This window comes from Luteolibacter ambystomatis (assembly GCF_018137965.1).
Classification (GTDB): domain Bacteria; phylum Verrucomicrobiota; class Verrucomicrobiia; order Verrucomicrobiales; family Akkermansiaceae; genus Luteolibacter; species Luteolibacter ambystomatis.
Genome location: NZ_CP073100.1, coordinates 5,053,354 through 5,075,676 on the forward strand (window position 1 = coordinate 5,053,354; position 22,323 = coordinate 5,075,676).

General features: G+C 63.2%; 16 protein-coding genes. 5 read left to right on the top strand and 11 right to left on the bottom strand.

Annotated elements, in window-relative coordinates:
• Positions 1-7: 7 nt before the first annotated feature.
• A complete protein-coding gene (locus KBB96_RS19815) occupies positions 8-5,809 on the bottom strand; it encodes an alpha-2-macroglobulin family protein (RefSeq protein WP_211631229.1) in 5,802 nt (1,933 codons plus the stop codon).
• A gap of 152 nt (positions 5,810-5,961) precedes the next feature.
• On the opposite strand from KBB96_RS19815, the gene KBB96_RS19820 reads away from it, so the two are divergent.
• Positions 5,962-6,528 (top strand): ribonuclease H-like domain-containing protein, encoded by a 567-nt coding sequence (locus KBB96_RS19820; RefSeq protein WP_226373591.1) that lies wholly within the window; start codon positions 5,962-5,964, stop codon positions 6,526-6,528.
• Between the two features lie 403 nt (positions 6,529-6,931).
• Here KBB96_RS19820 and KBB96_RS19825 read toward each other — a convergent pair whose 3' ends face one another.
• The 4 genes from KBB96_RS19825 to KBB96_RS19840 all read right to left on the bottom strand — a co-directional run bounded on the left by KBB96_RS19825 (position 6,932) and on the right by KBB96_RS19840 (position 10,861).
• A complete protein-coding gene (locus KBB96_RS19825) occupies positions 6,932-7,303 on the bottom strand; it encodes a glyoxalase superfamily protein (protein ID WP_211631230.1) in 372 nt (123 codons plus the stop codon).
• 949 nt (positions 7,304-8,252) lie between these two features.
• Positions 8,253-9,011 carry an ethanolamine ammonia-lyase subunit EutC gene (gene eutC, locus KBB96_RS19830; protein ID WP_211631231.1) on the bottom strand — a complete coding sequence of 253 codons (759 nt, stop codon included), beginning with the start codon at positions 9,009-9,011 and terminating at the stop codon, positions 8,253-8,255.
• Complete coding sequence (locus tag KBB96_RS19835) at positions 9,008-10,393, bottom strand: ethanolamine ammonia-lyase subunit EutB (RefSeq protein WP_211631232.1); 1,386 nt, start codon at positions 10,391-10,393, stop codon at positions 9,008-9,010. The genes eutC and KBB96_RS19835 overlap by 4 nt, the downstream gene beginning before the upstream one ends.
• Before the next feature lie 105 nt (positions 10,394-10,498).
• Positions 10,499-10,861 (bottom strand): bleomycin resistance protein, encoded by a 363-nt coding sequence (locus KBB96_RS19840; protein WP_211631233.1) that lies wholly within the window; start codon positions 10,859-10,861, stop codon positions 10,499-10,501.
• A gap of 116 nt (positions 10,862-10,977) precedes the next feature.
• Between KBB96_RS19840 and KBB96_RS19845 the strand changes: the two genes are divergently transcribed.
• Both KBB96_RS19845 and KBB96_RS19850 read left to right on the top strand, forming a co-directional pair.
• Complete coding sequence (locus tag KBB96_RS19845) at positions 10,978-11,379, top strand: hypothetical protein (protein WP_211631234.1); 402 nt, start codon at positions 10,978-10,980, stop codon at positions 11,377-11,379.
• Positions 11,379-11,582 (top strand): helix-turn-helix transcriptional regulator, encoded by a 204-nt coding sequence (locus KBB96_RS19850; protein ID WP_211631235.1) that lies wholly within the window; start codon positions 11,379-11,381, stop codon positions 11,580-11,582. The genes KBB96_RS19845 and KBB96_RS19850 overlap by 1 nt, the downstream gene beginning before the upstream one ends.
• Here the strand turns inward: KBB96_RS19850 and KBB96_RS19855 are convergent.
• From KBB96_RS19855 to KBB96_RS19870, 4 genes are all read right to left on the bottom strand, one after another.
• Positions 11,579-13,627 carry a hypothetical protein gene (locus KBB96_RS19855; RefSeq protein WP_211631236.1) on the bottom strand — a complete coding sequence of 683 codons (2,049 nt, stop codon included), beginning with the start codon at positions 13,625-13,627 and terminating at the stop codon, positions 11,579-11,581. The two genes, KBB96_RS19850 and KBB96_RS19855, sit on opposite strands and share 4 nt — an antisense overlap.
• 51 nt (positions 13,628-13,678) lie before the next feature.
• Positions 13,679-15,787 (bottom strand): hypothetical protein, encoded by a 2,109-nt coding sequence (locus KBB96_RS19860; RefSeq protein ID WP_211631237.1) that lies wholly within the window; start codon positions 15,785-15,787, stop codon positions 13,679-13,681.
• A gap of 50 nt (positions 15,788-15,837) precedes the next feature.
• The gene (locus KBB96_RS19865; protein WP_211631238.1) at positions 15,838-17,922 is read right to left on the bottom strand and encodes a hypothetical protein; all 2,085 of its coding nucleotides are present in this window, start codon (positions 17,920-17,922) and stop codon (positions 15,838-15,840) included.
• A gap of 94 nt (positions 17,923-18,016) precedes the next feature.
• Positions 18,017-18,637: a LamG domain-containing protein gene (locus KBB96_RS19870; protein WP_211631239.1), complete on the bottom strand. Its 621-nt coding sequence runs from the start codon at positions 18,635-18,637 to the stop codon at positions 18,017-18,019.
• A gap of 48 nt (positions 18,638-18,685) precedes the next feature.
• Here KBB96_RS19870 and KBB96_RS19875 point away from each other — a divergent pair, with 48 nt between their 5' ends.
• On the top strand, positions 18,686-20,269 hold the full coding sequence (locus tag KBB96_RS19875) for a SpoIIE family protein phosphatase (RefSeq protein WP_211631240.1): 1,584 nt from the start codon (positions 18,686-18,688) through the stop codon (positions 20,267-20,269).
• Positions 20,270-20,318: 49 nt separating this feature from the next.
• Positions 20,319-21,200 carry a YihY/virulence factor BrkB family protein gene (locus tag KBB96_RS19880; protein ID WP_211631241.1) on the top strand — a complete coding sequence of 294 codons (882 nt, stop codon included), beginning with the start codon at positions 20,319-20,321 and terminating at the stop codon, positions 21,198-21,200.
• On the opposite strand, the gene KBB96_RS19885 is transcribed toward KBB96_RS19880, so the two are convergent.
• On the bottom strand, positions 21,163-21,708 hold the full coding sequence (locus KBB96_RS19885) for a flavoprotein (RefSeq protein ID WP_211631242.1): 546 nt from the start codon (positions 21,706-21,708) through the stop codon (positions 21,163-21,165). The genes KBB96_RS19880 and KBB96_RS19885 overlap by 38 nt on opposite strands.
• Complete coding sequence (gmk, locus tag KBB96_RS19890) at positions 21,705-22,307, bottom strand: guanylate kinase (RefSeq protein WP_211631243.1); 603 nt, start codon at positions 22,305-22,307, stop codon at positions 21,705-21,707. Before gmk ends, KBB96_RS19885 begins: the two co-directional genes overlap by 4 nt.
• Positions 22,308-22,323: the final 16 nt, after the last annotated feature.

Below are 22,323 nucleotides of genomic sequence, written 5' to 3' on the forward strand. Positions count from 1 at the left end.
GCGGACTTCACTTCGTGCGGATGATCTGCGAGGCGGAGAGCGCGAATTTCTCCGGATCGTACATCGATTCAACCTTTGCGGGCGGAGCGGTTACTTCACCCGGCACCGTGCAGCGCGCGAGATAGGTCACGCTGTAGGTGCCACGGCGCCAGATCTGGTCGAAGTAGAACACGGCGCGGTCGCCGCGCAGTTCGCTGTGCGACATGTCCCAATCGTTCTGGCTGGTGCGGCCGCCATTGGCCGCGGACTGCGAGGCGAAGTCGCTGTTCACGGTTTCGAACACGGACGGCAGCAGGTCCTCCACCACCAGATAACGCGTGTCATCCTTCGGCAGCGTGACGCGCAGGGTTACGCGCACCAGATCTCCCACGGCGGGACGGTCCAGCGGCTCGCTCTTGCCGTCCGACTTCAGTCGCTCGTAGAAGCGCGTGATCTCCAATCCGTTCGAGGCCACCGGTTGCTGCGGCTGGATCTTCGGCTTGGCGGCGAGCTTCAGGCGCATGAACGCGGGTGAATCGGACTTCACCGTCGCTTTGAACGGACCGCCGGTGGTGAAGGAACGGCTCGCCACCGGAGTTTCCGCCGAGAGCGTGAACGGATCGGCTCCTTTCGCCGTGGTGAGCGTGACCGCGATGCGGCTGTCGCGCTTCGGCTCGGTCTTCGCATAGGTCGAGAGTGCCAGCAGGCTCCAGCCGTTCATCCACGTGGTACGCCATTCCCCGTAGGGATTGCGGTCGCGGAAGAGGCGGTCGAGCGTGCGGGTGGTTTCCGGCGAGTTCGGATCGATGGTGGCCCATGCCAGCACATCCATCGCGGCATCCGGATTCCACGGCATCCATGAGTCATCGCGGGCCTTGAATGGCTTGGTGCTGTTCAGCACCGCGAGCGCCTCGGCCTTCGCGTTGTCGGCATTGGTGGCGGCGATCGCGAGTGCGAGGAAACGGCGCGCACGTGGCGGCACGGATTCGATGCGGTCGCGCAGCAGGTTGTGATACGCCTGCTGCGGCTTGCCCGCCAGCGAGAGCACCCACAGCGCGCGGGTCGCGGATTCCATGTCCCACGCCGAGCGGATGTCGGTGATGCCGCGCAGCGAGGTGGTCAGGTCATTGCAGAGGTTGTTGATCGCTTCCTCCGGCACGGCGGCACCTTCCTTGTCCGCCATCACCAGACCGAGGCCCGCATAGGAGCTGGCCCAGTCCACACGGTCACGACCGCCCGGCCAGTAGGTGAAGCCACCGCTCGGCAGTTGCATCGAGAGCAGGCGGTTGGCTCCGGCCTGGATCGCCTTCTTGACCTTCTCGTCCGGCACCTTCTCAAAGCTGGGCACCACGGAACGCAGCGACTTCACGGCGAACCACGGCATCAGCGACGAGGTCGTCTGCTCCACGCAGCCGTGCGGATAGGACAGCAGGTAATCCACCGAGGCCCCGGCTTCCATCAGCAGCGAGCGCGAGAACTCCATCTGCAGGTCGCCCTTGCCCTCCAGCAAGGCGGGATCGAGCTGGCTGCGGATGTCCACTTCAGCGGCGGGACCGGCCAGCTTCACCAGTTTCATCTGGCGGATCAGCGGCATCGGGTAGTTCACCGGGAAGCGGGTTTCCACCGCGTCACCCAGCTTGCGGGCCAGCACCGGGGTCAGCGAAACGCCTTCCACCGAAACCGGCTCGGCCTGGAAACGAAGTACGGCTTCACCCGTATTTTCCACGGCGATGGGGAAGGGGACCGTGGTCGAGCCGTTCGGATCGAGCGTTACCGTCTGCGTCGTTTCCGCCAGCGCGCGGCACACCGGCTTCGTGCCGGTATCGCCATTCGGCGTGAAGGTGATCTTCCACGTGCCGCGATGGCCGGACGCATTCTGCACCAGCACCTGCGGCGTGACGAGGTCCGCCTCATTGGCGAAGCGCGGGGCCTTCGGTTCCAGCATCAGCGGCTTGTTCACCACGATGTCCGTCTTCACCGTGCCGAAGCGCGAGGCCTTCTCGGTGGCGACCGCCAGCACGCGGTAGCGCGTCAGCGTGTCCGGCACCTTGAAGGAATGGCGGAACTTCCCTTGGGCATCGGTGACCAGGGTCGGTGCCCAGGTCGCGCACGGGTCGAAGTTCTTGCGCAGCAGCTTGCTGAGATCGCCGCCCGCGTCATCGCCATCGCCGACGAAGAAGCCCTTGTTGAAGAACGACTGGTTGTCCGGATTCTCGGAAATGAAGTTGTCCAGCGAGGTGCCGGAGTTCACGCCGAGCTCGCGCGGATCGTGGAAGAATGCCATCGGGTCCGGGTTTTCGTAACCCATCACCGCCAGCGTGCCCTCGTCCTCCGCATACAGCGTCACTTCCGCGCCCGGGGCGGGGGAGCCGTCGGCGCGGGTCACGGTGCCAGCGAGGATCACTTCATCCCCGGGGCGATAGGTGGCGATCTGGGTGGTGCTGCCGCCGGTGCTCACCGGCAGCGTCTCGGTGGAGTTCTCCGCAGCCACCTTTACGGAAAGCCGGTTGCGGACGTCCTCGACCGTCAGCTCGCAGTAGCCCAGACGGAGCTGCGGCTCCTTGAAATCGCGGGCGGAATCCTTGCTGCCCTTGATTACCAGCACGGAGACGAAGGCGTTCGGCGCGTCATCCTCGTTCAGCGGGATCTCGATCACCGGCTTGTCCGCCTTCAGCGGCACAGTGAATGAACGCAGCACCGACTCGCGCTCGACCGTCACCAGCGCGGAGCCCTCGATGGGCGAAAGCACCAGCACGCGCGCGACATCGCCGGGGCGGTAGGACTTCTTCTCCGCCACCAGCTTGATCTTCATGCCCTCCTCGTAGGCCCACGGGTATTCATTGCTACCATAGACCCAGTAGGTGGTGGTGGTGGCGAAGGCATGGCCCTGCGCGTCCCTACCCTTGAAGGTCACGAAATGACGGCCCGGCACCGTGGCGCTGAACTCGTAGAGGGTGCCGTCCTTTTCGTTGCCGGCGGGCTGGATCGTGGCGCTGCCGGTGGACACCGGTTCCTCGTGCGCGTCGTTGCGGGTCACGGTCGCACCTTCGTCGTTCTCGGTCTTCGACTGCTCGTTGACCTCGCGGGTGGTCACGGTCTCGATCGTCACCGGCTTGCCATACGGCTTTCCGTCCGGAGTCACGGCCACCAGCTTGAGCGGCACCTTGTCGCCCACGCGGACGAGACGGTCGGTGCGGGAAACGCCGACGTAGATCGCCGCCGGATGCACGGTCACCATGCTGCTGGCGGTGAGCGTCTGCTTGTTCGCATCCGTCACTTCCGTGCTCACGGTGATCTCGCGGGTGGTCGGGAAGTCGCCCTTCGGCAGGTTCACGCCGAAGGTGGCCTTGCCGGTGGCATCGAGCTGCGCCTTGCCCTCCTCGGCGGTGCTGCGCTCGTCGTCGTCCCCATCCCGTTCGCGGTAGTTGAAGTAGCGGTACCAGTAGCGCCAGTCCTCCTCGTGATGGTTGCCGAAGAGGAAGTCCTGGTAGCGGTCCGGATACAGGTTCACGTCCGCGATCCGCGTGTAATGTTCGGCATTGCCCGCGGCAACCGGCTGGCCCTGGTAATAGTTCGCGGCCAGGTCGATCTTCACCGCTTCCACACCGGGCGCGGGCTCGACGATCTTCTGCTCGACCTCGAAGGCATTGCGTCGGAACTCCTCCACGCGGAACTGGAAGTGGAACGTCGCATTGCCGGCGATGCGTTCCTTCTCCTCATAGGCATCCTCGGGAAGCTCCTCGGACTTCTTGACCTCGTCCGTGTATTCCAGCTTCACCGCATACCAGCCGACTTCGCCATCCGGAGTCTTGTATTCGATGTCGAAAGTGCCGTTCGGCGAAAGCGTGATCTCCTTGTTGATGAGTTCCTTTTCCCGGGGATCGGTGATCACCAGATGGGGCTTGGCTTGGTCGGCCGCCTCGATGGCGTTGCCGCGCTGGTTGCGCACGATGCCCTTCAGCCGCACGGTTTCACCGGGGCGGTAGAGCGAGCGGTCGGTGAAGACCAGCACGCGGCGGCGCGACTCCGGCTGCTCGTCATACGAATAGTGGATCGGGAAACGCCACAGGCTGACCGTGGCCAGCGAGTTGTCGAAAGCGGTGATGTAGCTGTCATCCCCGAGGCTCGCGCGCAGATGCCGCGCCTCCCCGCCGCGGGGCACGCGGGCCACGCCATCGGCATCGGTGGTGGCATGCTGGAGCGCCTTCGCATCCTCGCCATAGACATCGATCTTCACGCCCGGCAAAGGCTCGCCGGTGCTGCATGAGAACGCGTAAAGCAGCGCCTCGCCTTTGGTCAGCTTCCACGCCAGGCCGATGTCCGTGAGCTGCACGAAGGCCTGCGCGGACGGACGACCTTCTTCATGTACGACGCCTTCCGTAAGTGTGCCGGTGGCTTCCACGAAGAACGTGCCGTGCTTCGGCGCGCCTGAAATGAGCTTGTCCCATTCCAAGGTGACTTCGCCGGAGGTATCGATGTCCTTGCCGAGCTCGAAATCCTTTTCCAACACGGTCTTGCCCGGCACCAGTTCGAACGGCACCGGCGCGGTCGGCTTGATGTCCGCGCCATCGTGGCCGGAGCCGGTGTAGTGGCGGTAGCCTTGGAATGCTCGCACCAGCGAATCACCGGAGATCTGGCGTGCCCGCACGTGTACCTGCTGCACGTTCACCGTCTGGATGCGGTACTGGCGGCTGCCTGCGGCGAGCTGCGCTTCCTCGGTGCTTGGCAGCGCCAGCGAGGGTTCCAGGCGTTCGAAGATGAGTTTCTTCGATGCCCCCGCGGCCAGCGCCCGGCCATCGTAGGACGCCAGTGGCGGCGTGATGCTCACCTCCCACTCGTCGTCCCCGAAGTCACCCTTGAGATGCAGCTCGCTGCCTTGGATGGTGGCGTCGAGATTCTCCGGCTCCGGTGTCAGGCGGATCGCGGACTTCAGGATGTTCGCCGGGATTTCCTTCGGCAGCGCGAGGTTGAAGTCGATCACGATCTCGCGCGGCTCGTCGGCGGTGGTCACGGCGTTCATGGCGGTGACCCTGAGCGGATCGATGTTGCCGAGCTGCTGGCTGCTGTTGTCCTTCACCTTCGCGTTGTTCGCCACGTTCGGCAGGCCCGCGAGCACCGACAGCTTCCAATCCTGGCCGACCGGCAGCGGTGTCACCGGAGTGACAATCAGTCCCTGCACGTACGGATCGTTGGCCGGGCGGGTGGCACTCGGATCGCGCGGCGTCTTCGCCTTCATGCGGGCGAAGCGCTGGCTCCACGAATACGTGTCCAGGCTGGTGGCTCCGGCCTGTCCGGCGGTGGCTCGCACGGTCTTCGCTGCCACCCGTCCGCCATCCTTGCTCTCGAACGAGAAGAACGGCGCGGCGGCCGCGGGGTCGACATCGTCATTGAAACGCAGCAGCCACGAGGCGGTGCGCGGTGTGAAGCCTTCCTGATAGCGGTTGAGCGCGCTGGTCGCCTCGATGCGGAAGGCCGTGCTCTCCACCGTCGCGATCTGCCCGGCGGGCACCGGCGACTGGTCGATATGCTTGTGACCGCCGCGCACCGAGAACTTGTAGGTCGTCCCGAGTGCCGGCACCTGGTCGGGCAGGAACCGTGCCACGTTCGGTGCCCTCCATTCCAGTTTCCCGGCGAGGGCGGGCTCGACTACCAGCCAGTCATTGGCGGCGGTTTTTCCAACGGACTCGTCCGGCACGACGGCACGGTCGAGGATCAATTCGATCCCGCTTTCAGGAGTGAGCGTGGGAGTCGAGACGAACAGACGGGGCGCGGCCCAAAGGCCGGGCATGGTGGAGGCAAGGGCCAGCACCGCAACACGGAGCGTTTTCATGGAGATCAGGGAAAGGCCTGATAGGGAGGCTATACGTATTTGCCCTTGTTTTCCTACACTGTGGTGATTCCACTTCGGAAAAATTTTGTAACCACTTTTTCCTGTCGGGAGCGGACTTGCCGCCCGGCGGAATCCCCGGTTAGCTGTCGCCCGTGGCTGGCAAGAACATCGTCTATTTCGACCTCGAAACGCAGCGCAGCTTCGGCGACGTGGGCGGTTTCGCGAACAAGGGCAAGATGGGCATCTCCATCGCCGTGACCTACAGCACCGCCCGCGGCACCTACGAGATCTACCGCGAGAGCGAACTCGACAAGCTGGGTGAAGAACTCTGCCGCGCCGATCTGGTGGTGGGCTGGAATCACATGCAGTTCGACTACCCGGTACTCCAGCCCTATATCTTTCCAACGTTGGCCGAGCAGACCATCAACCTGGACATGATGCTCGACCTCGAGCAAAAGCTCGGATTCCGCCTCAAGCTGGACTCCGCCGCCTCCGCCTCGCTCGGCGTGGGCAAGACCGCGGATGGTTTGGATGCCCTGAAATGGTGGCAAGAGTATAAGAAAACCAACGACTTCGGTGTTCTGCGCAAGATCGCCGAGTACTGCGCCTACGACGTGAAGGTCACCAAGTGCGTCCACGAATACGCCTTGGAACACGGCCACCTCAAATACGAGGACCGCGGCGGCCACCTTCAGGAAGTCGCCGTGGATTGGAAGTGAGCGGGCTTCTCTTTGACCTCGGAGAGGTCACGGACAATAGCCGGAGCGCCGCAACGCGACCTCCGGATGGGGAAGCTTCTTTTTAAATCCGCGCCCAAGCGTCAGCGGGGCGCGTGTGGGAGGAGCGTCTTGGCGGGTAAAGGCAGCCGCTTTCGGGAAACATCCGCCAGAAGCACGCCAAGCCAAGCCTGGCGCTACTTGTCTGCCACCCGCTCCGAGGTGCCGAATCAGATCAGACCCATCTGCTCGTGGAGCACGCGGTAGAGCGTGTAAACGAACACGATGGCGAGGGCGACGACGAAAAGCTTGGCGCAGAGCTCGATGGACGTGCGGGTCATGGCGGCGGGGTTTTAGGAACTCCCGGCCCGCCCGCCAAGGCGAAATCTCCCCGCGGCGGATGGTTTCACTCCGTGGGAGCCGGTTCGGAAAAGGTCAGCCGGTTGCCGAAGGGGTCGGTGAGGCGCACCTCCAGCGTGCCCCACTCGGTTTTCTCCAGCCCGGGCCGGGCGTGCTTGTAGCGCTTGGCGATCAGGTCGGCCTGGAGTTCGGACACGCCGGTGGTCTCGATCCGGATCGCGCTGCCCGGGCAGCCATCGCCGAAATGGCCGGAAAGGTGCAGCACGCAGCCATCCCGGGACACCTGCTGGTAGAGCGGTGCGTTTTCGTCAAAGCGGTGCTCCCAATCGACCTGGAAGCCGAGGAACCCGACGTAGAACTCGCGGGCCTTGTCTTCATCGAAGATCCGCAGGATGGGAGTGATCGCACCGAGTTTCATGGATGTGCCTATGGAGCGCGGTGGGAGGGGTGGCGTCAATCCACACGTAGCTGGAGTCGTGAGACTTCAGGCGGGGCAAACCCACCCCGTTCTTCGGAGGTCGCATCTCCTCCGGGGACCCCGATGGAGACGGGAGAACTGCGGCTATCGCAGGAAGGAGGCGAATCCACCCACCATGAAGTCTCACGACTTCAGCTATTCAAAGAGAACTCCACTCCGCTAATCCGACCCTCCCGGTTCTACCTAAAATTCACTCCAGTTGCGGAAACTTCGTGGCCGAATTTCCGAACTGGAGGGAATTTTAGTTTGAGGGAGAACCGGCGCCAACCTTTCCGTGCGGACTAGTGGTGGAGAGTGGTGAAAATGATGATTGATTTTCAATGGGTTGCGGGATGGCGTCCGCGCCTTCAGATCAGTCCGGTAATTCCGGCAATCCGGTTTTGAATTACCGGAGTTATCGGAGTTCCTCCGATCTCTCCGCTCTTGAGGGCCAAAGTTCCGCCCCATACCAGCCCAGCCCTCAAGGGTCGGGTAGTGTTTGTTCTGAGAGGAGGTACCCGTACTCTTTCGGCGCGTCTGCGGATGAAGGGTCGACCTGATCCAGCGGCTTCTTCAGCCCCGGAGGGGCGGCGTAAGGTAGCCGGTGGCGCAAGCCACCGGTCAGGCAAGAGGGATGGATGGAGTCCCGGAGGGACGACGCAGGCGGAGTCCGGTGGGCGGCGAATGGATGGTCGGGCGGTAAGACCGATGGATCTTGGATCGGTGGGTCCGGCGTGAGAGCGCAGGCAGCGTCGTCCCATTCGGGACTTCAATATTGTTGGGCGCGGTTCCGGTGGCTGGCGCCACCGGCTACCATTCGTCGTCCCTCCGGGACTCAGATTGGAAGGGCGGCGCTTTCTCGACGAACGGATCTGTCGGACCCGGACACCTCGAGGCTTCCCTGCCTTCGCTATCCTTCGATCCCAGTTACGCCCCCAAGGCCCATCACCGGCGTGTCGTCCTTCAATCCGATCCCGCTCAAGCCGAGCCGGTAAGACGCGGTCAGCAGCGCGTGGAGTTTCCTCGCCGCCAGCTCCGGAGCCAATCCCTCCGGGCGGATGTTCGAGACGCAGTTGCGGTCCGCGTCCGTTTTCCCCGCCTCCGGCGAAAACGTGAAATACGCCCCCAGACTGTCCGGCGAACCCAGCCCGGGGCGCTCGCCCAGCAGCATCAGGCTCAGCTTCGCGCCCAGCAGCCCGCCGACCTCATCCTGGATCGCGACCCGCCCGTGACGGACGATGCACAGTGGCGCGACGATCCAGCCATCCTTCACCAGCAGCGGCAGCAGCGCGGAAAGCAGCGGCACCGCCTGCTCCATCACCGCCCGCGTGGAAAGCCCGTCCGAGAGCACGATCGCGAGATCCGCGCTACGGTCCACATCCTCCAGTAACTCCCGCGAGTGCTGTGACAGCGCGCGTCCGTAGTCCGGCCGTCGAAGATAGGTCGCCCGGTCCAGCGCCCGGCTCTCCAACACCAGTGGGTGACCGTGCAGGCCGGACAATTTCTCCGCGAGATCCAGCGGATCGAACGGCGCGAGCACCGCATCCTTCGCCCGCGCATGGGACAGCCGGAAATCCAGCAAAGGTGCCGTTGGCAAGCTGCCGCCCGCTCGCCCGAGCGCGATCCGCGCCGCCGTGAACCCGCGCAGGTGCTGCCACGGATCGTTCACGACGCCACCTCCCCGCTCAACAGCAGCGCGTGTCGCTCGCCCACCGGCAGCAACTGCTGCGCGGCATTCGTGATCCGCATCTGCTCCAGCCACGCCTCGAATTCCGGCGCAGCCCGCAGGCCGAGCACCTGGCGGATGTAGCGGCTGTCGTGGAAGGACGTGGACTGGTAGTTCAGCATGATGTCGTCCGCGCCCGGCACACCCATGATGAAGGTGCAGCCCGCCACGCCGAGCAGCGTGAGCAGCGTGTCCATGTCATCCTGATCCGCATCCGCGTGATTGGTGTAGCAGATGTCGCAGCCCATCGGCACTCCGAGCAGCTTGCCGCAGAAATGATCCTCCAGTCCGGCGCGGATGATCTGCTTCCCATCGTAGAGGTACTCCGGTCCGATGAACCCCACCACGGTATTGCACAGCAGCGGCGAGAACTCCCGCGCCACCGCATGCGCGCGTGCTTCCAGTGTCTGTTGGTCCACGCCGTGATGTGCGTTCGCGGAGAGACAGGAACCTTGGCCCGTTTCGAAATACATCACGTTGTTCCCCACCGTGCCGCGGTTGAGTTCGAGGCCCATGCGATGCGCCTCGCGAAGCAGGTCGAGCGAGATGCCGAAGCTCTTGTTCGCCGCCTCCGTACCCGCGATGGATTGGAAGATGAGATCCACCGGATCGCCGTTCTCGATGCAGCGCATCGTGTTCGTCACATGCGTGAGCACGCAGCTCTGGGTGGGGATGTTGTATTCCGTGATGAGCCGGTCCATCAGCCGCAGCAGCACGCCGCACGCGGCGGGATTGTCGGTGGCGGGATTGATGCCGATGGTGGCATCGCCGCAGCCGTAGAGCAGACCGTCGAGAATGGAGGCCGCGATGCCGCGGGCGTCATCGGTCGGGTGGTTCGGCTGGAGCCGCACGCTCATCCTGCCGGGCAGGCCGATGGTGTTGCGAAAACGCGTGATGACGGTCGCTTTCTTCGCCGCGAGAATGAGATCCTGGTTGCCCATGATCTTGCTCACCGCGGCGACCATTTCCGGAGTGAGCCCGGGAGCCACGGCGGCGAGTTCATCCGAGGTCGTCCGGTAATCCAGCAGCCACTCGCGGAACTCTCCCACCGTCAAACCCGACACCGGCGCGAAGGCCGTACGGTCATGTCGGTCCGCGATCAAGCGTGTGACCTCATCCTCCTCATACGGGATCACCCATTCCTCCAGAAACGTCGCCAGCGGCACCTCGGAAAGCCGCATCTGCGCGGCCACGCGTTCCTCCGCATTCGCCGCCGCCACACCTGCGAGTTGATCGCCGGAACGCAGCGGGGTCGCCTTCGCCAGCAGCGTTTTCAGATCCGGGAACGAGTGGAAATCCCGGCCGAGTTGGAAGTGATACGACATCGCTGGATTCGAGTGGGAGCAGCATCCGTTCCGGTCGGTGGAGTGGGCGAGGGAATTGCGCCGATTGCCCGGAACTCTGGCGATCTTGCAAAGGCGGTTGGGGTTTCAGGTCTTCGGATCGGATTCCTTCCCGAAGGCCACGAGATTGCCGTCCGGGTCTTCGATCACGAAATCGCGCATCCCGTATTCGTAGTCGCGCGGTGGTGCCTGCGCACGCGCGCCCTTTGCGGTGATCTCCGCGTGATAGCCGTCCACGTCATCGCAGAAGATGTAGAGGCCGCCCTGGCCGGTCTGGCGCTTGTTCGTCGCCGCCGGGCCGGAGAGATGGATCTGCACCGAGCCATGCTCGACGCCCGCGTAATCGCCGAAGCGGAAACGCTCCGCGAACCCCAGCACCTCCGTGTAGAACCGCAGCGCGGCTTCGACATCGGAGACGTGGAAGGTCGTGGCGCTGCCATGGGTTTGCATGATCCATGTGCCTATCAGGTCTCTTCCAGGAGGGCGAGCACGGGGAGGGGTGATTCTCGAATGTAAGGTTGACCTGACACGAAATCCATGTCAGGTATGCCTTACATTCACAAGCCATGACAACCACCCTGCCATCCACCATCAGCCCGGCCCGCAAGTATGCGATCCGGACCGCCTTATTCATGAGCGGTTATGTCGCGGTCAACGCTGCCGCCATTTCCGGAGCTTTCGACAGCATGAGACCGCCCGCGACGTGGGTATTCGCGCTGGTGGTGTCCGCGCCGGTGATCGGACAGATCTGGGCGTTGTTGGCGTGGATGCGTGACAGCGATGAGTTCGTCCGCGCGCTCTCGGCGAAGCGTTTCATCGTCGCCACGGGTTTGGCCATGGCGATGGCATCCGCCTGGGGGCTCCTGGAGTTGTATGCGGGCGCGCCGCACGTATCCGCCGCCATGGTGTTTCCGTTGTTCTGGGCCATGTTCGGACTGTCCGCGATCTTCATCCGCACCAGCCACTGATGAAGAACCGCCTCAGAGAGCTGCGCGCCGCGAAGGGCTGGACCCAGGATGAACTGGGCAAGCGCGTGAAAGTCTCGCGTCAGGCGATCAATGCGCTGGAAACCGGCAAGCACGATCCCTCGCTCGATCTCGCCTTCCGCCTCGCCGTGGAATTCGGCCTGCCGGTGGAGCAGGTCTTCGAGAATCCGTATCCGGAGGCCTAGCGGATTTCCTCCAATGGCGAGAGGATTTCCATGACTTCCGATTTTCGAACTTGGCCGACCTGATATTCGAATTGCATGAAGCCGGGTTTGTCTGCTTCGACCTGCATCAGAGTATCCCGCTTCAGCCAATAGCGTTCTTCGAACCGGGTGACCGTGGCCGCAACAGCCAGCGCCAGCATCGTCGTGCCATAGGCGGCGGCAATCAGGCGGGCGGTCGCCTGCCGCGCCAAGGCGGTGGCCCGGCGGGTGCAAAGAGCCCGGATCGCCAACGTGTGCCACCACAGGCTGCCGAGGACGAAAAGAGTGGTCCACGCGATTTCCCATCGCTTCACGAGATCGTGGGAGATGGCTAGGCCAACGAGTGGCATCAGAAGCAGGAAAAAGAAAAGGATACTCCAGCCCAGCCAAGGTCGGGCATGCTTCAATTTCCACGTCTGTGTCCGCAATCCGAGACGCCATCTGGCGATTGCGATGGGAGCGACGAAGGTGAGAACTCCCCAGGCATTCAGTTGGGGCGAAGGCTTCATCTTCAGGATGTAAAAGAAGCCCCAGTCACGCATGCCAAGAGGTGTGAGATACTGGATTGCCTCGTAGGCCAACAACGGGCCGCAACCGCCAACCAGCAGAATCCAAATCCAATCGGCCGGTGTCATCAACGCGGTGACCCGTGCGGACAGTAGCCGGATCAATCGCCCATGGCGGAACCGGTAAAGCCAGGCGCATCCGGCCGCGATGCCCATGAGCGAGAAGAGCCCGAGGTACAACAGTCTGCCGCCCCATGCGTGGTCGAACAGCCGGATCGGTTTCAACGATTCACCGTCGATCACAGGGGCGGCGTTGGCCTGGCGGGCGAACACAGGCAATATGGTAACCGAGAGCATGTTGCCGTGCTTGTCGGCGAGCTCTTCCAACGCGCTTGAGTCGATGAGCGGTCGTTTCTGGTAATCGGCTTCTATCGCTTCATACAACGGCTCCAGTGATTGTGAGGTTTCGCCCAGATCCAATCTACGGGCCGCCTCCCTGAATGCTCCCACGCAAGCCCTCGTGGTCGCATAGACCGCCAGAATGCCGGTCAGCTCGTTGGAGTCTGCGAGCATTCGCGGATTCAGATCCTTCCAGACCAGCAGGAGATCGTGGAGTTCCTCCTTCTTGTCTTCTTCTGCCAATCGTTGTGCCTGAGGTCCGATGACCTCGATGAGTTTCTGAGACCACAGTCCTGCCATGGGGGCTCTGGCGGCAATCGCAACCCGGTCGATGTAGGAGCCGAAATCGTTCGCGGGCGGAAGCAGCGCGATCCGTTCCGCAAAGCGCTCGTTGGTGTAGGATTCGAAGAGCGGAAGCGAGCGGGCTTTCACCAGAAGGGCCACGGCTTGATCCAAGCCGGCGGGATCGAGAATCTTCCATTGCTTCGGCTTCCGCGCCTTTTTCTCTTCCTCGGTGCGCGGCTCCGCTTTGACCGAACGGCTGGCGAGTATGGTGGCCGCGTGGGCCGGAAACCATCCATTGTCCGGATCGATCCGGGCCGCCGTCTCAAGGTAATCCGGAGGAAGCGTGCCGTGTTCCACCGTGTAGGCGCGCGCGTAGCCGGCAAGGTAGCAGGGGTTGTCCGGGTGACGCTGCCAAAGCTCTTCATCTGCCACCTTTCCCGAGTTGTCCGATGAGGTGCCGAACAGGATCAACCGCTGGTCCATAGTCATTCCTTTTGAAATGCGTTCCCGGATTTCAGCATGAGTCTCCGATCCACCGGAGCCATCAACGAGGGATTCCAGCGTTCCCTTGGCTTTGATAAGTTTTATCAGTCCGGGATAGAAGCAGGTGAAAAACGCGACAAGGATGAGGATCAGGAAAATGAAGCCGGCCTTTCCGCGCCACCATTTCCGATCGTGGTGCTGCAACCGTTCCGCCGCGGAGTCCCATGAGGGATTTTCCGTGGATGCGGGATCGATCCGCTCCTCCAACTCGCGCCGTGCGTGGATCTGCAGCTCCGGATTGTCCGAGAACGGACGGACGGCGGCGTCGAGGAAACGTTCGGCGGGAGAGGGCATGGGGCGCATCGATCTTTCCGTGCTTTCGCACGCTTCTTTCAGAAGAGCCTTTTAACGATCCGGCTCCAGGACGCGGAGTATCCCGAGATTCTGTTCCTTCATCCGTGAGGCGATTTCTCCTTCGTAGCGGGTGAAGGTCGGGGTGGGTTGCAGCAGGATGTCACGCGGTACCCAATAGCGCTCCCGTGCTTTGCAGATGGGAATGAGGACGACCACCGGCAGGAGCAGGAAGATCCATGCCGGAATCAGCAGGCGCGCCACGGTCTGTCTGCCGAGAGCGTGATCGTGGCGGGTGAAGACCGCGCGCATGAGACTGGAGAGCCACCACCACAGCAAAGGCAGCAGGATCACCGCTGCGATCACCGGCCATTCCATCCCGGGTGGCAGCCTGTAGATCTCATCGAAAAATTTCATCTCCACCAGGTCTTCCTCGTGTGGATGCAGGTAGTAGATCCCTGCGATGGCGGAAGCGATGCCACCCAGGATGACTACGATGCCCAGCACCAGTGGTCCGCGGTTGGCGATCGAGGCGCCGGGAAAGCGGCATTGCAGCCTCCAGCGGGCCGCGGCCACCGGGGCTGCCATCGTCATCAGAAGCCACGCTGTCAGTTGAACCGCCTGCGATACCATGCCGGGATTGGCTAGTCCCCAGTCCCGTCCCCCCAGTGGCGTCAAACCATGGAGGCCTGCGAAATAGACCGATGGCAGCAAGGCCGCGGCAAAGATCCACGTCCAGTCTTCCAGTGCTATTGCCTCGACCAATCTGCCCGACAGGCGACGGGCCAATCGTCCGGACCGGAATCGGTAGAGCGCGGCAACCCCGGCGATGAAAAAGACCACGGGGAAAACGGATGCGCAGAGGATGCGGTGGAAGATCGTGTGGTCGATCATGCGGCCCGGCTTCAGTTCGGCGTCTGTCGGCACGGGCGCGTTCTTCACAAGACGGGCCCAGACGGGGAGCATTTGGCCAAGGATCATGCTGCCATGGTTTGCCACCGCTGCCTCAATCATCTTGTCCGTCGCAACAGCGGCCCTGGTTCTCCGGGAATCACTGACGGCCCACGCCATACGGTTGGCTTCCTGGAGGCGGGAGGCTTCCGCGCTGAGACCGAGTCGTTCGGCTCCATCGGCCAGGTTCGGCAACGTGGCGGTGAGGTTGGCCAATGCGATCAGACCGGCGAGCGTACGGTCGTCCGAGCCGGCTTGTTGCCGCATCAGCCGCGTCCAATCCACCATCAGATGTTGGAATGCCTCCTTGTCCCCCTGGTTGGCGAGGAGCCAGGCCTTGGCGGCAACTGCCCGGGAAAGTGCCGGCAAAGAGAGCATTCCCCCGGAACCGTGCGAGGCGAAGTTGAGATTCCGCAGGCGCTCGGCGGTATCCGTGGCGGGCGGCAGCACGGCCAGCTTCTCCCCGGCCAGTTCGGTTGCGTAAGCATCGAAACGTGGAAGGGTGGCCGCCCTGTGCAGCAGTTCCAAGCACTCGGCCAGCCGGGGTTCATCCGATACGTCCCACTCCCTCGGAACATGGGCATCGGATTGGGCTCTGCTTTGCTTCCTCGATTTCACGACTCCGGTCGATTTCACGGCCGCTGCGAACATGGGAAACCAAGCGTTGTCGGGATCGATTCTTTCCGCCGTGGCGAGGAAATCCTTCGGCAGGTCCGACCGCTCCGAGGCATAGGCGTGGGCATACTGGGCGTAGTAGGCGGGTCGATCGGGAAACTTCTTCCAAAGGGCTTCCCACCTTCCGGCAGCGCCTCGTGCGGTTTCGCCGCAGAGAATCAACCGCTGTTCGGGCGAGAGAGACTCCGGGAGTTGCTGCTGGAGGTAATCCTCATTGAAATAACCTCCATAGATCCTGATCGCATTGAACGGATCCGCGCCAAGACGTTTGTAGAAGTATATCTCCCGGGCCATCGGAAGCAGGCAGGCCAGGGAGACCAGCAGCACCGTGAGCCACAGTCCCCATCGCCAGCGCCTCCGCCAGGGATGTTGGTTACCGGCATCCAGGGCTGCGGCGGGTGCGTCCCATGCTTCCGGATCGGTGGTGGTGGATGTCATCCGCTCCTCCATGGCCCGCCGGACGTGGATCTGTAGCTCCGCATTGTCCGAGAACGGACGGGCCAGAATATTCAGGAAGCGTTCGGCGGGTGTGGCCATGGAGCGCATCGATCTTTCCGTGCTTTCGCTACTTCTTCCAGAAGATCCTTCTACCGATCCGGCTCCAGAATCCGGAGGACATCGAGATTTTCTTCCTTCATGCGTGAGACGATTTGTCCTTCGTAGGTGGCGAGGTCGAGCCCGGGTCCCAACAGGGTGTCGCGCGGAATCCAGTAGCGCTCCTGGAGCTCGCAGAGCGGGATCAGCAGCGCCACGGGAAGGAGAAGGAAAGTCCAGGCGGGCACCAGCATGCGCGCCATCATCTGTCGTCCGAACGCATGACCATAGCTGGTGCATGCCGCCCGAAGGAGATGGGAGAACCACCACCACAGCAGCGGCAGCAGGAGCAGCGAGGCGATCGCCGGCCACTCCATGCCGGAAGGCAGGGAGTGGCTCAGGTTCAGGAACTCCACCTCAGCTTCCGGATAGGAGCACAGGTAGTAGATGCCCGCGATGCCGGAGGCGATATAACCCAGAGTGACAAGGATTCCCAAACCCAAGGGACGACGGTTGGTGATGGCGATGCCGGGAAGACGGCATTGCAACCGCCAGCGGGCGGCAACCACCGGTGTCGTCATCGTGAGCAGGAGCCAGGCTGCAAGTTGGACAATCTTGGTTACCCTGCCCGGATTGTCATATCCCCACTCGCGGCCACCCAAAGGAGTGAAGGAGTAGAGGATCGCAAGATGTACAAGTGGCAGGACCGCCGCGGCGAAGATCCATGCCCAATCGGCGGGACCAAGGGCATCGGTCAAGCGTGCGGAAAGGCGGCGCAGCAGGTGCCCGGAACGAAAGCGGTAGAGCGCACAGGCGGAACTCATGAGCAGGGCCACGGGGAACACGGCCACGCACACGATCCGATGAAAACGCGACTGATCCACCATGCGATCCGGCTTCAGCGCGGAAGCGGAAGGCACGGGCGGATCATCCACGAAGGCGGACGTCGGAGTGATGACTTCCCTCGCAAAGGCGCCGCCATGGTTTTTCAACGCCTGCTCCACCTCGGCAGGCGTTTCCCTGATGCGGCGTGGATCGCCAGCGGTCCGCGCTTGCTGAGCCGCGATCTTGAAGCGCGCCGCCTGTTGGCTGAAGCCGAGTCGTTCGGCTCCTTCGCCCAGGTTCGACAACGGGTTGATCAGATCGCTCCGCATGATCACGTTTTCCAGCATGCTGTCGCTCGATTCGGCCTGCCAGTGAGCCACGCGCGTCCAATCCGCCGCCAGTGTCTGGAATTCCTCCTTCTTTCCCTGGTTGGCAAGAAGCCAGGCTTGCGCGGCGACCGCGCGGTGGAGCATCTGGAACGGAATGGTCCCTGATCGCCCTTGTGAGACGAAGGATAGGTTCTGCATTCTCTCCACCGAAGTTGTGGCTGGTGGCAGGAGAGCCAGCTTCTCTCTCTTCAAGCGGGCGGAGTAGGAATCGAAGCGGGGCATCGAGGCGGCCTTGTGCAACAGCTCCATGCATGCCGCCAGCAGCGGGGCATCCAGGACATCCCATTCCTTGGGTGCATGGGCGAGGGTTTGAGCTTTGGTCTGCGCCTTGGAATCCACGGCTTTCCTGGATTTCACTGCTGCCGCGAAAGCGGGAAACCAGGCGTTGTCCGGGTCGATTCTTTCCGCAGTAGTCGTAAAGCCATCGGGCAGCGACCATGGAGCACGCGCGGACGCATACTGGGCGAGGTAGTCGGGGCGGTCGGGAAAGTGCTTCCAAAGGGCCTCCCACTTTTCCGCTCTACTGGTGAACCCACCACCGAAGAGAACCCGCTGCTGTTCCTCGGGGAGGGTTTTGGAGAGGTGCTGTTGGAGCTTTGCTTCGTCGAAGTTGTCCGGGCAATACCCTCGCATGAAAGGGTCTGAGGCAAGGTCCTCGAATTCGTCCATTTTCTCGATCATCGGACGCAGGCAGACCAGCGAGACCAGCAAAACCAGGACTCCCAGCCACCAGCGCCAGCGTCTGCGCCAGAGTTGCTTGTCGTGAAAATCGAGAGTGGTGGCCGGCTTGTCCCACGCGGCGGGATCTCCGGCTGCAGCGGTCATGCGTTCTTCCAATCCCCGCCGGACATGGATCTGGAGCTCTGCATTGTCCGAGAACGGACGGGCCAGAATATTCAGAAAGCGTTCGGCGGGGTCGGACATTAGGGGGAATTGAAAGCAGGAACCAATTGTCGGGTGGTTCGGAGCCTTGCTCCGGAATCCGCCGTTCCAGCTCACAGCAGGAATGCTTGTGCTACTATTTCTCCTCGATCACGAGGTTCTTGAACTCGCCGAGGTCATCGAAGGAGCCGATGCCGATCCTGCCGTGGTCGAGGGTCTTGTCCTTGGCGGTGAGGACGGGCTTGGTCATGTCATCGAACCAGACGGTGATGTCGCCGGTGGCGGTGTCGTGGACGAGCTTCACCTTGTGCCAGGTGCCGGGCTTCCACGGAATGCCGGTGCCGCGGGTGGCGGTGATGGCCTTGCGGTCGGCGTGGTCCACGAGGTGGATCTGGTCATGGACGTCATCGGCGCGGACGCCGAGGTGGGCGTAGTAGAAGCGGCTCTCATCCTGCTTCGCGAAGGCGATGCAGAGGTCGTTGTTGGTCTTGTCGAACTTGGTCAGCCGCGCATCGACGGTGAGGGTGAAGGATTTGAACTCCTTCGGCGTGAACCAAGCGAGGTTGAAGGGGCTGCGGACCTTCGGTTTGAAGTCGGAGGGCGTCTTGAGGGTGAGCACGGTGTCCGCGCCATCCTTGCCCCAGACCCAGGCTGCCTTGTCGCCGAATTCCCACGCGTCGGGTTTGTCGAGCGGCCGGACGGTTTCCCCGGCGAGAGCCGGGATTGCGAAAAGCAAGGCGAGGAGCGGGATTTTCATCGTGAAACGGGTTGCCGCAGGGACGCCCTTCGGTCAATGCTGCATTTGATGAGCAAGGATGGTCAACCCGGCCAAGGCGAGGTGGCGGAACGGATGGTGCTCGCGTTGAAAGCCTCCAACGAGGGGATCTGGGACTGGTACGTGGGGAGGAAGGAAATCTACTACTCGCGGCGCATTCTGGAGTTCCTGGAGTGCCCGGAGATGTCCGCGCCGAACTTGTTCCTGCCAGCCTACGATCATGTGCATCCGGAGGAGCGGATGGCGTTCGAGCGGGCGCTGCGGCAGGCGCTGGACGATGGCGGGCCGGAGAAGCTTTCGATCGATTGCCGCGTGCGCGCCGGCAGCGGCGTGTGGCGCTGGCTGCGCATCCGAGGCACGGTGGTACGCGATCGTGACGGGCACGCCACGCGGATCGCGGGATCAATGATCGATATCAGCCTGCGCAAGACCGCGGAGGCGCAGCTTGAGGAGGAGCGGCATTTGCTCAAGCAGCTCATCGACCACGTGCCCTTGCAGATCTATTTCAAGGACGTGGAGTCCCACTTCGTGCTGGCGAACCGCAAGATGGCGGACTGGATGGGCGTGGGTGATCCGCAGAATCTGGTGGGAAAGCACGACCGCGATTTCTTCAACGAGGCGCACTGGGGGCCTGCCGCGTACGATGAGAGGATGATTCTGGAAAGCGGTCAGTCGATCACCGACAAGCTCGAGCGCGAAACGTGGCGGCAGGGCGAGGAGACGTGGGTTCAGACCTCGAAGTTTCCGTGGCGCGATCATCTCGGGCGCGTGAAGGGAACCTTCGGTGTGTCCGGCGATGTGACCGATCTGGTGGTGGCGCAGAAGGAGGCGGCGAAGCTGGCGGCGGAGCTGTCCGTGCGGAACCAGGCGTATGAAGAGGAACTGCTTCTCGCCCGTGAGATCCAGCAGGCGCTGGCGAGCGGCCAGTTTCCCCAGGTGGAGCATCTCAAGTTCGGCGCGCGATACATTCCGATCTCGGGATTGGCGGGAGACTTCTTCGAGGTGATGCCGATCTCGGAACATTCGGCAGGGCTTTTGATCTGTGATGTGATGGGCCACGGCGTCCGCTCCGCGCTGGTGGTGGCGATGCTGCGCGGCCTGTTGGAGAAGCAGCGCGGTCAGGCGGGCGATCCCGGCGCGTTTCTCACCGGGCTCAATGACGGTCTGTGCTCGATCCTGAACCGCGCGGGCACGACGATGTTCGCGACGGCTTTCTACGCGGTGGTGGATCGCGCGGCGGGCACGCTGGCCTATGCCTGCGCGGGCCATCCGGGGGCGGTGGTTTCGGGCCAGGGTGGTGTCCGCCAGTTGGCCACGGAAAAGGCGGAGCGTGGTCCGGGCCTGGGCTTGATCCCGGCGGCGACCTATCCGGTGGGCAGCCTGCCGCTGGCGGAGGTGGACCGGCTGATCCTTTTCACCGATGGCATCCTGGAGGCGCAGAATGGCAGTGGTGAGGCGTTCTTCGAGAAGCGTCTGATGGAAAACGTGGCGGCTTCCAGCGGCCAGCCGCTCGATGCGATGCTCGATGCCATCCTCGGCAGCGTGCTGGCGTTTTCGGAGAGCCGCCACTTCGATGACGACGTGTGCCTGCTGGGCATGGAAGTGACGGAGTGAAGGCGGCTTTTCCTCCCTTCGTGCCTGTGTTAGACTCGCCGTCGGCCGCATGAATCCCATTCCGTTCATCGTCACCTGCCGGAATATCGCCCGGTTGTGGGAGCGGCACCGTCACACGGACAACGCGGCGGCGCTGGCCTTCTATGCGCTGATCTCGCTGGCTCCGCTGCTGCTGTTCGGGGTGACGGCGGCGGGGGTGGTGCTGGGGGAAAAGGCGGCCCATGGCGAACTGGAACGGCAGCTCAATGCGGTGATCGGGCCGGACGCGACGATGATCGTCGAGGGTATGCTGCAATCCGCGCGCATCGCTCCGCGTTCGCAACCGGTGGCGTTCGCCATCGCCATGTTCACCCTGTTGTACGCGGGATCGCACGTGCTCACGAAGCTGCGGCAATCGCTCAATCTGGTGAACGAGGCGGCTCCGGCCGATCCGGCGCGGCGCTGGCTGGGCAGGCTGCTGTCCCGGGCGTTGTGCGCGTCATTGATCCTGTTCTTCGGCGTGCTGTTGATCGCGGGCAGCGCGATGGAAGGCATCGCCGGCTACGTGACCAGCCAGATGGATTCGCCGTGGGTGGCGAAGTTCAATCTCCAGAAGGAATCACGCTGGCTCACGACCTTCCTGCTGCTCACCTTCGCCTTCACCATGATCCTGAAGATCCTGCCGCGGCGGCGTCCGCTGTGGCGGCATGCGTTTGTGGGAGCCGCGTTCGGCGCGCTGGCGGCGGTGTCGTTGAAAGGCCTGCTCGACCTTTACCTGCGCCATACCCTGTGGGCTTCGATCATCGGCAGCGGGTTGACGGTGCTGCTGTTCCTATTCTGGCTGTTCCTCTCGATCCAGGCTTTCCTCGCGGGTGCGGAATTGTCCGCATGGCTGGGCCGCCGCTCGGGCAGGCTCATTGACCGGCGCGAGCAGGAGACGCCACTGCCTTGAGAATCTCCTCCACTGGTGCCATGCGGCCGATGCCCTGGTAACCGCAGGCGAGATCGCCGGTATCCGGTCCCACGAATTCACATCCGTCCGCGCGCAGTTGCGCGACGTTGCGCTGCGTCGCGGGATGCAGCCACATCTTGCCGTTCATCGCCGGAGCGAGCAGCACGCGGGTGGTGCGTGGCAGTGCGAGATAGCAGGAGGTGAGGGGATCGGGCGCGAGGCCGTGGGCGAACTCCGCGAGCACGTTCGCACTGAGCGGGGCGACGAGGAAAAGATCCGCCGAATCCGCCAGCTCGATGTGGCCGGGTTTCCACGACTGCTTCTCGTCCTCCAGCGTGACCAGCACCGGCTGGCGCGTGAGCGTCTGGAGCGTGAGCGGGGTGATGAACTCGGTGGCGGCGCGGGTCATCACGGCATGCACCTCGTGGCCGGCCTTCACCAGTTGCGAGGCGAGGTCCGCGGCCTTGTAGGCGGCGATGGAACCGGTGATGCCGAGCAGGATTTTCATGGGTGGATGTGCCGGGCGGCGCGCAGACGCTCGGCGAGGAGCAGCGCCTTGAACCGCAGGTAATCTTCCTCGTGGGTGCCGGAGTGCAAGTGGAAGGTGTATTCGTGCTGGTGAGCGATTTCCTCCAGCGCGTTGCGCATGCGCAGGGCGATGACCTCCGCGCTGTCCGTTCCTCGGCCGGAGAGGCGGGCGTGCAGTTCGTCCTCGGTGGCGGGCATCACGAAGATATCCACCAGTGCGGCGCGGATCGCCGGGTCCTCGCAGGCGCGGACCTGGGCGGCTCCCTGGACATCGATGTCCATCACCACATCGGTGCCGTTGGAGAGATAGCCGAGCACTTCGGATTGGAGGGTGCCGTAACTGTTGCCGTGGACGGTGGCGTGTTCCAAAAACTCCCCGGCGGCGACGCGGTGGGAGAATTCATCCGGCGTGAGAAAATGGTAGTCACGGCCGTTCACCTCGCCCGGGCGAGGCGCGCGGGTGGTGCAGGAGATCGAGTAGTGTGCCTCATTCTCGCCGGACAGGCGGCGGCAGAGCGTGGTCTTCCCGGAGCCGGAAGGGCCGGAAACAAGCAGCAGGATACCGGTGCGGGCGGACATGGGAGGTGCGCCAAGG

Coding starts and splice junctions, on each gene's coding strand:
- KBB96_RS19815 (WP_211631229.1), bottom strand. CDS start 5,809: ATGAAAACGCTCCGTGTTGCGGTGCTGGCCCTTGCCTCCACCATGCCC.
- KBB96_RS19825 (WP_211631230.1), bottom strand. CDS start 7,303: ATGAAACTCGGTGCGATCACTCCCATCCTGCGGATCTTCGATGAAGAC.
- KBB96_RS19835 (WP_211631232.1), bottom strand. CDS start 10,393: ATGTCGTATCACTTCCAACTCGGCCGGGATTTCCACTCGTTCCCGGAT.
- KBB96_RS19840 (WP_211631233.1), bottom strand. CDS start 10,861: ATGCAAACCCATGGCAGCGCCACGACCTTCCACGTCTCCGATGTCGAA.
- KBB96_RS19845 (WP_211631234.1), top strand. CDS start 10,978: ATGACAACCACCCTGCCATCCACCATCAGCCCGGCCCGCAAGTATGCG.
- KBB96_RS19850 (WP_211631235.1), top strand. CDS start 11,379: ATGAAGAACCGCCTCAGAGAGCTGCGCGCCGCGAAGGGCTGGACCCAG.
- KBB96_RS19855 (WP_211631236.1), bottom strand. CDS start 13,627: ATGCCCTCTCCCGCCGAACGTTTCCTCGACGCCGCCGTCCGTCCGTTC.
- KBB96_RS19860 (WP_211631237.1), bottom strand. CDS start 15,787: ATGGCCACACCCGCCGAACGCTTCCTGAATATTCTGGCCCGTCCGTTC.
- KBB96_RS19865 (WP_211631238.1), bottom strand. CDS start 17,922: ATGTCCGACCCCGCCGAACGCTTTCTGAATATTCTGGCCCGTCCGTTC.
- KBB96_RS19870 (WP_211631239.1), bottom strand. CDS start 18,637: ATGAAAATCCCGCTCCTCGCCTTGCTTTTCGCAATCCCGGCTCTCGCC.
- KBB96_RS19875 (WP_211631240.1), top strand. CDS start 18,686: ATGAGCAAGGATGGTCAACCCGGCCAAGGCGAGGTGGCGGAACGGATG.
- KBB96_RS19880 (WP_211631241.1), top strand. CDS start 20,319: ATGAATCCCATTCCGTTCATCGTCACCTGCCGGAATATCGCCCGGTTG.
- KBB96_RS19885 (WP_211631242.1), bottom strand. CDS start 21,708: ATGAAAATCCTGCTCGGCATCACCGGTTCCATCGCCGCCTACAAGGCC.
- gmk (WP_211631243.1), bottom strand. CDS start 22,307: ATGTCCGCCCGCACCGGTATCCTGCTGCTTGTTTCCGGCCCTTCCGGC.